Genomic DNA, 12006 nt, shown 5'->3' on the forward strand with positions numbered 1-12006 from the left:
TGCGACCCTGCGCGCGTGATCCCCGTGCCCGGCCGGCCCGCCGCCTCCCCGTCCGTCCGCGTCCCGTCCGCGCTCCGCTCCGCCCTGCTCGACGCCCTCGCGGTCGTCGCCCCGGTGACCTGCGCGGGCTGCGGCGCCCCCGACCGCGCCGTGTGCCCGGCCTGCCGGGCCGCGATCCCGTCCGCGCCCGTCGTGCGGGCTCTCGCGCTGCCCGCCGTCCCCGCGCCCCGCGGACGTGTGCCCGCCCGCGTCGTGCCGGTCGGGTCCGGGAGCGCGTACGCCCCGCCCTGGCCCGCGCTCCTGTCCGGCCTCAAGGAGGACGGCCGCACGGACGCCGCGCGGGCCATGGCGCCCACCCTGATCGGCGCCGTCCGCGCGGCCCTGGCCGTCGCCGAGCGCGGGGCCGACCCCGCCGCCCCCGCGCGGCCCCTCGACGCGATCCCCGTCCCCTCGACCGCGGCCTCCCTCCGCCGACGCGGCTACGCGCCCGTCGAGGTCCTGCTCGCCCGCGCCGGCATCGTCCCGCTGCGCGCTCCTGGCGTGCCCGGGCTGCGGCGCCACCCGCTCCGCTTCACCCGCCGGCCCGCCGACCAGGCCGGTCTCGGCGTGGCGGCGCGCGCAGCGAACGTGGACGGCTGCCTCGTGGCGCGCATCGACCTCACCGGCCGCCGGATCCTCGTCATCGACGACGTCCTCACCACCGGGGCCACCCTCCGCGAGACCTGCCGCGCCGTCCGTGCCGCGGGAGGCGACGTCGTGGCGTGCGCGGTCCTCGCGGCCGTCCCCGACCGGTCGGCCGCCGAGGAGCCGCGCACCCGCTGACCGACCCGTCGCTCCCTGTGCATGTCCGATGCGCTCGCGGTCCACCCGCCGGATGCCTCGCGCTGCGAGGAGCCCGAGGTCTAGGCTCGCCCGAAAGGCGTGAAAGTGATCGCCCTCTTCCAGCGGGCGACGCGTCATGATCTGGAGGTACGTCATGGACATCAACATCACCGGCCGCAACGCGGAGATCACCGACCGATTCCGCGTGTACGCCACCGAGAAGGCCGACAAGATCGTCCAGCTCGCCGAGAAGTCCATCTCTCTCGACATCAAGGTCTCGCGCCACAGCGAGAAGTCCGGCGGATCCGCCGGGGACGATCGCGTGGAGATCACGCTCGTGGGCCCTGGCCCCGTGATCCGCGCCGAGAGCAGCGCCGCCGACAAGTTCGCGGCCTTCGACCTCGCCCTCGGGCGCATGCTCGAACGGCTGCGCCGCGCCAAGGACAAGAAGAAGATCCACCGCGGCAACCACCGCCCCGTGTCCCTGCAGGAGGCCGCCACCGAGGGCTTCGCGCAGATCGACCTCGACCCGGCCGACGCCGAGCTCATCGAGCGCGTCAACGGGAAGAGCGTCGCCCCGGTCGACCAGCCGGTCGACGAGGACGACTACTGCCCCGTGGTCATCCGCACCAAGGTCTTCCCGTCGCAGTCCATGACCGTCGACCAGGCCCTCGAGCACATGGAGCTCGTCGGACACGACTTCTTCCTCTTCATCGACGCGGAGACCGACCGCCCGAGCGTCGTCTACCGCCGCAAGGGCTGGGACTACGGCGTCATCGGGCTGGCCGACGGCGAGCAGGAGCTCGCGGGAGCAGGCGCGGGATCCCGGTCGCTCCGCCGCTGATCCGCATCCTCCGCACGAGGCCCCGCACGCTCCGGCGTGCGGGGCCTCGTGCGTGACGCGGGGCCCGCGGGTCAGGTCGCTCCCGGCAACGGCGCCGGACGAGCCGGTACTATGGCGAAGCTCGTCGGCGGCGACATCCGCGCGCCGTCACGGCGGTCGTCGTCATCCGGCGCCCGCCCATCTACGCAGGGAGACACCGATGGCCTCAGTACTCGAGAAGGTCCTTCGCGTCGGCGAGGGGCGCACGCTCCGCAAGCTGCAGAACTACGCGAAGGCCGTGAACCAGCTCGAGGAGGACTTCACGCACCTCACGGATGAGGAGCTGAAGAACGAGACCGTCGAGCTGCGCGAGCGCCACGCCTACGGCGAGTCCCTCGACGACCTCCTCCCCGAGGCCTTCGCCGCCGTCCGCGAGGCCTCCCGGCGCACGCTCGGCCTCCGCCACTTCGACGTCCAGATCATGGGCGGCGCGGCCCTCCACCTCGGCAACATCGCCGAGATGAAGACGGGCGAGGGCAAGACCCTCGTCGCCACGCTGCCGGCGTACCTCAACGCCATCGCCTCGCGCGGCGTCCACGTCATCACGGTCAACGACTACCTCGCGAGCTACCAGAGCGAGCTCATGGGCCGCGTGTTCCGCGCCCTCGGCATGACCACCGGCGTCATCCTCGCGGGCCAGACCCCGCAGCAGCGCCGCGAGCAGTACGCCGCCGACATCACCTACGGCACGAACAACGAGTTCGGCTTCGACTACCTGCGGGACAACATGGCGTGGCAGGCGGCCGACATGGTCCAGCGCGGCCACTTCTTCGCGGTGGTCGACGAGGTCGACTCCATCCTCATCGACGAGGCCCGCACGCCGCTCATCATCTCGGGCCCGTCCGCGGGCGACGCGAACCGCTGGTTCACGGAGTTCGCCAACGTGGCCAAGCGACTCGTGCCCGAGGTCGACTACGAGGTCGACGAGAAGAAGCGCACGGTCGGCGTCCTCGAGGCCGGCATCGAGAAGGTCGAGGACCACCTCGGCATCGACAACCTGTACGAGTCGGCCAACACCCCGCTCATCTCCTTCCTCAACAACTCGATCAAGGCCAAGGCCCTGTTCAAGAAGGACAAGGACTACGTCGTCATGAACGGCGAGGTGCTCATCGTCGACGAGCACACCGGCCGCATCCTCATGGGCCGTCGCTACAACGAGGGCATCCACCAGGCCATCGAGGCCAAGGAGGGCGTCGCGGTCAAGGCCGAGAACCAGACCCTCGCCACCGTGACGCTGCAGAACTACTTCCGCCTCTACAAGAAGCTGTCGGGCATGACGGGAACGGCCGAGACCGAGGCTGCCGAGTTCATGAGCACCTACAAGCTCGGCGTCGTCCCGATCCCCACGAACCGGCCCATGCAGCGCAAGGACCAGTCCGACCTCATCTACAAGAACGAGAAGGCGAAGTTCGAGCAGGTCGTGGAGGACATCGCGGAGCGCCACGCGGCGGGCCAGCCCGTCCTCGTCGGCACCACGAGCGTCGAGAAGAGCGAGTACCTCTCCAAGCTCCTCGCGAAGAAGGGCGTGCGCCACGAGGTCCTCAACGCGAAGAACCACGCGCGCGAGGCCGCCATCGTCGCGCAGGCCGGACGCCTCGGATCCGTCACGGTCGCCACCAACATGGCTGGCCGCGGCACCGACATCATGCTCGGCGGCAACGCGGAGTTCCTCGCGGTGGCCGCGATGAACGCGCGCGGGCTGAGCCCCGTCGAGACGCCGGAGCAGTACGAGACCGAGTGGGACGACGTGTTCGCCCAGGTCAAGGCCGAGGTCGATGAGGAGGCCGCGAAGGTCATCGAGGCCGGCGGCCTCTACGTCCTCGGCACCGAGCGCCACGAGTCCCGCCGCATCGACAACCAGCTCCGCGGCCGCTCCGGCCGTCAGGGTGACCCCGGCGAGAGCCGCTTCTACCTCTCGCTGACCGACGACCTCATGCGCCTGTTCAACAACGGCGCCGCCGCGAGCCTCATGGGCCGCGACAGCGTGCCGGACGACGTGGCCATCGAGTCGAAGGTCGTGAGCCGCGCCATCCGCAGCGCGCAGGGGCAGGTCGAGGCGCGCAACGCCGAGATCCGCAAGAACGTCCTCAAGTACGACGACGTCCTCAACCGCCAGCGCGAGGCCATCTACGGCGACCGCCGTCACATCCTCGAGGGCGACGACCTCCAGGAGCGTTCGCAGCGCTTCCTCGAGGCCGTCATCGACGACGTGCTCGACTCCCACATCGGCGAGGGCAACGGCGACGACTGGGACTTCGACGCGCTGTGGACCGAGCTCAAGACGCTCTACCCCATATCCATCACCATCGACGAGGTCATCACGGAGGCCGGCAGCAAGGGCCGCGTCAACCGCGACTTCGTCCGCCGCGAGATCCTGTCCGACGCGAAGCTGGCCTACTCGAAGCGCGAGGAGCAGCTCGGCGAGGCCGCGATGCGCGAGCTCGAGCGCCGCGTGGTGCTCTCGGTGATCGACCGCCGCTGGCGCGAGCACCTCTACGAGATGGACTACCTGAAGGACGGCATCGGCCTCCGCGCCATGGCCCAGCGCGACCCGCTGGTCGAGTACCAGCGCGAGGGCTTCGCGCTCTTCCAGCAGATGATGGGGGCCATCCGCGAGGAGACCGTCGGCTTCCTGTTCAACCTCGAGGTCGAGGTGCAGGCTCCGGTGGATGCCGAGTCCGTCGGCCCGCGCATCCAGGCGAAGGGCCTCGCCGCGAACCAGGCCACCGCGGACAAGCTCCGCTACACCGCGCCGACCGACGACGGTGGTGTCGAGGTCCGCAACCAGCGCGGGCAGATCGAGAAGGCGGCGACGGCGAAGGCGCAGAAGGACCAGCAGGCGGAGGATGCCGTGCTCGTCGGCGAGGACGAGCCGGAGACCCCGCAGGGTCCGCCCGCCCGCGGTGCCTTCGGCCAGCCGACCGGCGCCTCCACGTCGGCTCCGCAGAACCGCGAGGAGCGCCGCAAGGCCGACCGGCGCAAGTAGCCCTCCTGCCCGGGCCGACGGCGATCTCGTCGGCCCGGGTCCGGCTCCAGGGCTGAGAGCACGGCGAAGGGCGCACCTCCCGCGGGAGGTGCGCCCTTCGTCGTGCGAGGAGTGACTGCTAGAGGACGTTGATGGCCGTCGCGCGCCAGCGTCGGTCGAGGCCCTCCAGCCGGATGGCGACCGCGCGCGCTCGGGCGCGACCGTGGACCACGATGACGGCCTCGATGACCCCGTCCCGGGGCGAGAACGACGTGACCGTGCCGATGGTGAACACCGGACGGGTCACCGACTGCCCCTTCGTGCGCCGGGCCCGCGCGCTGAGGACCACGCGCTTGAGAAGGTGGCGGTAGACGTCGTCGCTGACCCAGCGGGCGATCTGGTCGAGCTCGCGCGCTCCGGCGAGGATCTCGATGACGCAGCGGGTGAGGTTCTCGAGCAGCGGACCCGACGGGGGGAGATCCTGGCTGCTGCAGGGCTGGCGTCCGAAGAAGTCGTCGACGTCGAAGCGCTTGCGCACCGTGCCCCGGACCGTGGCGGTCGCCGCCGGCGCGGCGGCCGGACCGACCGATGCGCTCGTGGCCTGCGAGGTCGCTGCTGCGGCCTTCCGATCACCGGACCGACGGGTCGAGGCGCCTTCGGCATTCCCGGCGACGGTGCTCCGGCGGTCAGGGAGATCCTCCCGTGGCACTGCTTCACTCATGCGTCACTCCCATCCCGGTGCTCCCCCCCGATCGGGGGGACCACGATGACTGGTCAACTGTGACAGTGCGAGAGGCTCGGCGCACGTCCAGGGCACAAGATGTGGAGAACTGAGAGCGGATCTCAAGGAAGGGACCCAAGGTGAGCCGGATGTGCCAGCCGTCCCCGCCGCCGCGCCGCGCCCTCCGGATGCCGAGGGCCGGCGACCGATGAGGTGGGAGAACCTCTTCGACGACCTCGAGGGCCAGTGGGAGACGGCCCGGCTCGCGGAGGAACGGGACCAGCGCGCCGAGGAGGAGCGCATGCGCGTGGCGCGCACCGTCATGCGCGACCGCCTGAGGGCGCTCACCTCGTCCGATCAGGCGCGACCGCTGCGCCTGTCCCTGTCGGACGGCACGTGGATCGACCTCCGGGCCAAGGTGCTCGGACGCGATTGGCTCTCGGGGGAGCTGACCCTCCCGGGCGATGCGCCGTCGCGTGAGGAGCGGGCGTGCATCCTCCCGCTCTCCTCCATCAACGCGCTCGCCCTGGATCGGGAGCAGGTTCGGGCGAGCCTCGCACCCGTCGCGGAGCTCCCGCCCGAGCGCGGCATCGTCGATCGGATCGGGCTGCCGTTCGTCCTCCGCGACCTCTGCCGACGTCGTGCACGCGTCGAGCTGCGGCTCCGTGACACCGTCGTCGGGGGCACGCTGGATCGCGTCGCCCGCGACCACGTCGACGTGGCGGTCCACGAGGCAGGCGCGCCTCGCCGGGAGTCGGCCGTCTCGGGGTACCGGCTGGTCCCTCTCGCCGGGATCGTCCTCGTCCGCGTCTGATCTCGCGCGTCGCGACAGCATGTGGACAACGCGCGACGCCCGTGTGCGCCGTCCCCGACATTGACCGGCATGCCTCCCACCCCTCGTCCTGCGCGTCCGGCGCGCCGTCCCGTCTGGTTGGATCCCCGCTTCATCGTCGGGCTGGTCCTGGTCCTCGTGTCGACAGGGGGAGTGGTGGCGCTCCTGCGCTCCGCGGACTCCTCGGTGGTCGTCATGGCCGCGGGCTCCGCACTCGACGCGGGCACCACGGTCCACGCCTCCGACCTCGTGCCCGTGCGCGTCCGCATCGACGGCGCCGCCGACCTCTACGTCTCCCCGGACTCGGCCGACGGGTTCGTCGTCACGCGCTTCGTGGGCGCCGGCGAGCTCGTGCCGCGGTCATCGCTCTCCTCGGCGGATGCGCGCACCACCGCATCGGTCGTCATCCCCACGTCCGCGGGTGCCGACCACCTCGTCGCGCCGGGCACGGTGGTCGACATCTGGGCGGCCGCGGCGAAGGGCTCGGGCACGAACGCCTACGACGCGCCGCGCGTCATCGTCTCAGGAGCCACCGTCACGCAGGTCATCCGCCCGGAGGGCTTCGTCGCGGACCAGGACCACACCCAGGTGCAGCTGACCGTGCCGCGTGAGGACGTGGCGGCTGTCCTCTCCTCCACCGACGCGCGTGACCAGATGACGCTCGTGCCCGTCGGCGATGCGGGGGCCTGATCGTGGCCTCGCTCATCCTCGCGCTCCCGCCTCGCGTGGAGGACGCGCTGCTCCGCGACATCGTCGAGGCCGGTCACACCGTCATCGCTCGCGTCACGGGCGGGGCGGAGGTGATCTCCGCGGTCCGGGCGACGACGATCGACCCCCTGCACCTGGTCATCGCGGCATCCCCCGCGACGCTCGACCGGGACGTGCTCGCCGCACTCGACGAACGAGGGGCGCGAGCGGTCGCGGTCGCGTCGAGCGAGGCCGATCGTCGCAACGCGCAGTCCCTGGGACACCACGAGGTCGTCGACGAGGGCGCCACGTGGCGCGAGATCGAGGCGCTGCTGCTCTCGGTACGTCCGCTCGGGGCGGCAGGCGGGATGGCGGCGGGCGTCCGTCGTGCGGACGCCGTGGCCGCGCACCTGGAGATCGATGCGCCCGAGCGCATCGGCTCGGGCGACGCACCCGATCGCGCCCGGATCGCGGATGCCGGTACCCGGCGGACCTCCCGCGGCTCCGACGGCCCCACGGACCCGCTCGACGACCGGGACGGACCGGGCGGCTCCTCCCGATCCGAGGGCAGCCCGCGCGCGCGGTCGGCGGGGGACCGCCGAGCTCGGCCGCTGCGAGATCGTCTCGGGCTCGTCCGTCGCCCGCGTGTGCCGGCTCCGGTGCTCCGCGAGGAGGGGCGGGACCACGGCGACGTCGGCCGGGGAGAGAGGGTCGGCCGCGTGATCGCCGTGTGGGGCCCGCAGGGAGCGCCAGGGCGGACGACGACGGCCCTGGCCATCGCCGGCGAGCTCGCTGCGGCGGGCCGATCGGCTGTGCTCATCGATGCCGACGTCCACGGCGGCACGGTGGCTGCCACCCTCGGCCTGCTGGACGAGGCGCCGGGCTTCGCCGCCGCCTGCCGCCTCGCCGCCGCCGACAGCCTCACGGTGGAGGAGCTGGAGCGGATCGCGCAGCACCACCCCTCGACGCGGGCCCCGGGGTTCTCGGTCCTGACGGGCATCTCGCGCCCGGACAGGTGGCCCGAGCTCGCCGAGGGGCGGGTCTCCGCAGTGCTTCAGGCATGCCGTGGCTGGCGCGACTGCACCGTGGTCGACGCGTCGTTCAACCTGGAGGACGACGAGGAGATCTCGAGCGACATGTTCGCGCCTCGCCGCAACGCGGCCACGCATGCTGTGCTCCGCGGCGCTGACCATGTCGTCGCCGTCGTCTCGGCGGACACGGTCGGTCTGTCGCGCTTCTTCCGTGCGTACGTGCAGCTCCTCGAGATCGTGGACCCGTCGAGGGTCTCCGTGCTCGTCAACCGGGTCCGCCCCAGTGCCGGGGGATGGGATGCCGCCAGCCAGGTGCGACGCACCCTCTTCCGCTTCGGGAGCGTGGAGGCCGCGGCGTACGTCCCCGAGGATCGGGAGTCCCTCGACGCCGCGGTGCTGGCGGGGGCGACGCTCCGCGACATCGCCCCGCGATCGCCCGCGCTCGTCGAGTGGTCGCGGTTCACCCGCGCCACGCTCCTGCCTCCCGAGGACGCGTCCCGGCGCATGCGTCGGGCGACCGCCTCGCGGCGTCGAGGCGCCGACCCGGCGGGGGAGGAGCGTGCGCGGCCCGCATAGGCTGTAGCCGTGTCCACGCTCAGCGATCTCGTGCATGCCCAGGGTCTGTCCTCCGACGCGGACGTCGAGTGGCTGCACCTCCTCGTCGGCGACTGGCAGCTCCTCGCCGATCTCGCGTTCGCGGACATCGTGCTGTGGGTCCCCACCGTGAGCGGCAGCTTCGTCGCGGTCGCGCACGCCCGGCCGTCGAGCTCGGCGACGCTGTTCTACCGCGACTTCGTCGGTCAGCCCATCAAGGCGGAGTGGCGCAAGCAGGTCACCGACGCGCACGAGACCGCCCGCATCATCGACTCGTCCGCGCCGGACTGGTACGAGGAGACGCCGACGCGGGTGCGGGCTGTGCCGGTGCTGCGTCGTCTGGCACAGGGCAGCCCCGAGGTCACGGACACACCCATCGCCGTGATCACGCGCCACACCAACCTCAGCGAGACCCGGACCCCGAGCCGCCAGGAGCTGACGTTCAACGAGTGCGCCAACGATCTCTTCGCGATGATCGCCGACGGCGACTTCCCTGACCTCGGATCGCCTACCGGCCCCCGCCGGGGTGCGCCTCGCGCGTCCGACGGCCTCCTGCGTCTCGACGTGGACGGCATCACGACCTTCGCGAGCCCCAACGCCCTCAGCGCGTTCAACCGCATGGGCTTCTCCGAGGAGCTCGAGGGGGAGTCCCTCGCGGACGCCACATCGAGCCTCCTCACCGGCAAGAGGCTGACGGTCGACGAGTCGCTGCCGCTCATCGTCGCCGGTCGGGCGCCGTGGCGCACGGACATCGAGTCGCGCGGCGTCACCGTCTCGCTCCGCGCGATCCCGATCCGCAGCCACGGCGAGCGGGTCGGTGCCGTCGTCCTCTGCCGCGACGTGACGGAGCTGCGCCACCAGGAGCGCGAGCTGATCACCAAGGACGCGACCATCCGTGAGATCCACCACCGGGTCAAGAACAACCTGCAGACGGTCGCGAGCCTGCTGCGGATCCAGGCCCGCCGGTCGCACACGGAGGAGGCTCGGGAGGCGCTGGGCCACGCGCAGCGCCGGGTGGGCGCCATCGCCGTGGTGCACGACACGCTCAGCGAGGGGCTGAACCAGAACGTCGACTTCGACGCGGTGTTCGACCGCGTCCTGCTGCTCATCGCGGAGGTGGCCTCGGCGCACAACACGCGCGTGCATCCGAAGATCCTGGGCAGCTTCGGGATCCTCCCGAGCGCCTATGCGACGCCGCTCGCCCTCGCGCTCACCGAGCTCGTGACGAACGCGGTCGAGCACGGCCTTGCCGGGCGCTCGGGCGAGGTGGCCATCGAGGCCGCGCGCACGGAGGAGACCCTCACCGTGAGCGTGCGCGACGACGGCGTGGGCCTGCCCGAGGGCAAGGTCGGGACGGGGCTCGGTACCCAGATCGTGCGGACGCTCATCCAGGGGGAGCTCGGCGGCACGATCGACTGGCACACGCTGATGGGCAGTGGCACCGAGGTGACCATCGAGGTGCCGCTGCGCTGGCTGGCCCCCGTCACGACCTGAGTCGGAGCACCGATCGACGGGTGCGCCCGGACGACGAGAGAGCCGGGCTGCCCGTGGGCGGCCCGGCTCTCTCGTCGGTGGTGCGTCGTGGGCGCGTCAGCTGGCGCGGCGGGCGCGTGCGGCGCGGCGCTTGAGGGCGCGGCGCTCGTCCTCGCTGAGCCCGCCCCAGACTCCCGAGTCCTGGCCGGTCTCCAGGGCGTACTGCAGGCACATCTCGGTGACGGAGCAGCGGCCGCACACGGCCTTGGCCTTGTCGATCTGGTCGACGGCGGGTCCGGTGTTCCCCACGGGGAAGAACAGCTCGGGGTCCACAGTCAGGCAGGCTGCCTTGTCACGCCAGTCCATAGGGATGCTCCTCGGGTCGGTACTCGTTGCACGGCAGATCTGCCGCGGGATGGGGGTGGGGCGAGGCGTCCGGGAACCGCATCGGGACGGGGCATGTGGGCCCTCCTCGTGAGATGCTCAGCTTCGGGGATGCGTCCCTTGTAAGCTCGGTTCCGGATCTGCTCACCACCCTGTGAACGAACTCGACCTCGAATATCGTCGCATAGAGCCAACGATCAATCAATAGCTTTGTATGGGAACGTGCTGTGACCGGAACCGGTGATGCCCTGGATCCGCGCGAGGACGCGGGTGCGCCCCGTCGATCTCGTGCCGTGGTCCTCCTCATGGCGATCGTCGCGCTCGAGGCGCTGGGCATGGCCGGCGTCACGGTCCTCCTCGTCGTCGATCTGATCACCTCGACGCCGTCGTCCGTGGCCAGCGCCGTCGCGCTCATCGCCCTCGCCGCGCTCGCCGCCGTGTTCCTCGCGGCCGTCGTGCGCGGGATCCTCCGGGGTCGGAGCTGGGTGCGGCCGGCGGCCGTCACCTGGCAGGTGCTGCAGATCGCCGTCGGCGTGGGCAGCCTGCAGGGCGCCGATGCGCGTCAGGACCTCGGGTGGGGCCTCATCGTGCCGTCCGTGCTCGTGCTCGTGCTGCTGTTCACGAGGTCGGTGCTCCTCGCCACGCGCCGTCGCGACTGAGTCGACCCGCACCGCCTCGACACCCGCGCGTCAGGCGTCGACGCCGAGCTTCTTCCGCAGCGACGCGACGTGCCCGGTCGCCTTGACGTTGTAGAGCGGGAGGGCGACGCGTCCCTCGCCGTCCACGACGACCGTGGAGCGGATCACGCCCGTGACCTTCTTGCCGTAGAGCGACTTCTCCCCGTACGCGGCGTAGGCGCGGTGGACCTCGAGGTCGGGGTCCGACAGGAGCGTGAAGCCGAGCCCCTGCTCCTCGCGGAACCGGGCGAGGTCCTCCTGGGGGTCCTTCGAGATGCCGAGCACGCGGTAGCCGGCGCCCTGCAGGGAGTCCATGCTGTCGCGGAAGTCGCACGCCTGCGTGGTGCACCCGGGCGTCCCCGCCGCGGGATAGAAGTACACGATGACGTCCTGGCCGCGGAGGTCCGAGAGGGTGACGGGCGTGCCGTCCTGATCGGGGAGGGTGAAGTCGGGGGCGGGCTGCCCCTTCTCGAGGCGGGCGGTCTCGGTCATGGGGGAGCCTCTCGTTCGCGGGTGTCGACGTCCATGCTATGGCCGTGCGCTCGGGGCCCGATCAGGCGCTCCACGGGGCCGATTCGCGTCCGCCGCGCACGTGGTGCTAGTGTCATCTCTCGGTCCGGTACCCCGCACGACAGGGTCCTCACCTGCACCTCTAGCTCAATTGGCAGAGCAACTGACTCTTAATCAGTGGGTTCTCGGTTCAAGTCCGAGGGGGTGCACCACACGCTCCGCGTCGGAGCATCTCGACACCGCGCCACGTGCATCACGCGCGTCCGTGGGCGCGGGAGAACCGTGAGAGAATACCGGTCGGACCATCACCGCGGACGCCCCTAGCCGAGCGCCGCGGCGGCCGGTGATCTCGGTGCACCGGCCACGCGCCACGTCCACGCCCGCGGGGCTGGACGCGGAGCGGGACGTCGGCGCCCACGCGGCTGTG

At 71.7% G+C, this 12006-nt stretch carries 11 protein-coding genes and 1 tRNA gene; 9 read left to right on the forward strand and 3 right to left on the reverse strand.

Translation table 11 applies throughout. The features are described from left to right. The first annotated feature begins 15 nt into the window (after positions 1-15). The 3 genes from ITJ40_RS05160 to secA all read left to right on the forward strand — a co-directional run bounded on the left by ITJ40_RS05160 (position 16) and on the right by secA (position 4691). The gene (locus ITJ40_RS05160) at positions 16-822 is read left to right on the forward strand and encodes a phosphoribosyltransferase family protein (protein WP_194666050.1); all 807 of its coding nucleotides are present in this window, start codon (positions 16-18) and stop codon (positions 820-822) included. Between the two features lie 154 nt (positions 823-976). After that, positions 977-1666, forward strand: a complete 690-nt coding sequence (gene hpf, locus ITJ40_RS05165; RefSeq protein ID WP_194666051.1) for a ribosome hibernation-promoting factor, HPF/YfiA family — start codon at positions 977-979, stop codon at positions 1664-1666. Between the two features lie 199 nt (positions 1667-1865). After that, positions 1866-4691, forward strand: a complete 2826-nt coding sequence (gene secA, locus ITJ40_RS05170; RefSeq protein WP_194666052.1) for a preprotein translocase subunit SecA — start codon at positions 1866-1868, stop codon at positions 4689-4691. A gap of 118 nt (positions 4692-4809) precedes the next feature. Here secA and ITJ40_RS05175 read toward each other — a convergent pair whose 3' ends face one another. Next, positions 4810-5208, reverse strand: a complete 399-nt coding sequence (locus tag ITJ40_RS05175) for an Rv3235 family protein (RefSeq protein ID WP_370531995.1) — start codon at positions 5206-5208, stop codon at positions 4810-4812. Between the two features lie 391 nt (positions 5209-5599). Here ITJ40_RS05175 and ITJ40_RS05180 point away from each other — a divergent pair, with 391 nt between their 5' ends. From ITJ40_RS05180 to ITJ40_RS05195, 4 genes are all read left to right on the forward strand, one after another. Next, positions 5600-6205: a hypothetical protein gene (locus tag ITJ40_RS05180; RefSeq protein WP_194666054.1), complete on the forward strand. Its 606-nt coding sequence runs from the start codon at positions 5600-5602 to the stop codon at positions 6203-6205. A gap of 69 nt (positions 6206-6274) precedes the next feature. Next, entirely contained in the window at positions 6275-6913 is a 639-nt protein-coding gene (locus tag ITJ40_RS05185; protein WP_194666055.1) for a hypothetical protein, read from the forward strand. 2 nt (positions 6914-6915) lie between these two features. Further along, on the forward strand, positions 6916-8517 hold the full coding sequence (locus ITJ40_RS05190) for a septum formation inhibitor-activating ATPase (protein ID WP_194666056.1): 1602 nt from the start codon (positions 6916-6918) through the stop codon (positions 8515-8517). Positions 8518-8526: 9 nt separating this feature from the next. After that, positions 8527-10029, forward strand: coding sequence for a PAS domain-containing sensor histidine kinase (locus ITJ40_RS05195; RefSeq protein WP_194666057.1), 1503 nt, complete (start codon positions 8527-8529; stop codon positions 10027-10029). Positions 10030-10125: 96 nt separating this feature from the next. Here the strand turns inward: ITJ40_RS05195 and ITJ40_RS05200 are convergent, their stop codons facing one another. Then, on the reverse strand, positions 10126-10374 hold the full coding sequence (locus tag ITJ40_RS05200; protein ID WP_012037746.1) for a WhiB family transcriptional regulator: 249 nt from the start codon (positions 10372-10374) through the stop codon (positions 10126-10128). Between the two features lie 245 nt (positions 10375-10619). Here ITJ40_RS05200 and ITJ40_RS05205 point away from each other — a divergent pair, with 245 nt between their 5' ends. Continuing rightward, the gene (locus ITJ40_RS05205) at positions 10620-11051 is read left to right on the forward strand and encodes a hypothetical protein (protein WP_194666058.1); all 432 of its coding nucleotides are present in this window, start codon (positions 10620-10622) and stop codon (positions 11049-11051) included. Positions 11052-11081: 30 nt separating this feature from the next. Here ITJ40_RS05205 and bcp read toward each other — a convergent pair whose 3' ends face one another. Beyond that, complete coding sequence (gene bcp / locus ITJ40_RS05210; protein WP_043587778.1) at positions 11082-11561, reverse strand: thioredoxin-dependent thiol peroxidase; 480 nt, start codon at positions 11559-11561, stop codon at positions 11082-11084. Positions 11562-11715: 154 nt separating this feature from the next. Between bcp and ITJ40_RS05215 the strand changes: the two genes are divergently transcribed. Further along, a tRNA-Lys gene (locus tag ITJ40_RS05215) sits at positions 11716-11791 on the forward strand. Positions 11792-12006: the final 215 nt, after the last annotated feature.

The sequence above is a fragment of the Clavibacter sp. VKM Ac-2872 genome, from assembly GCF_015351105.1.
GTDB lineage: Bacteria > Actinomycetota > Actinomycetes > Actinomycetales > Microbacteriaceae > Clavibacter.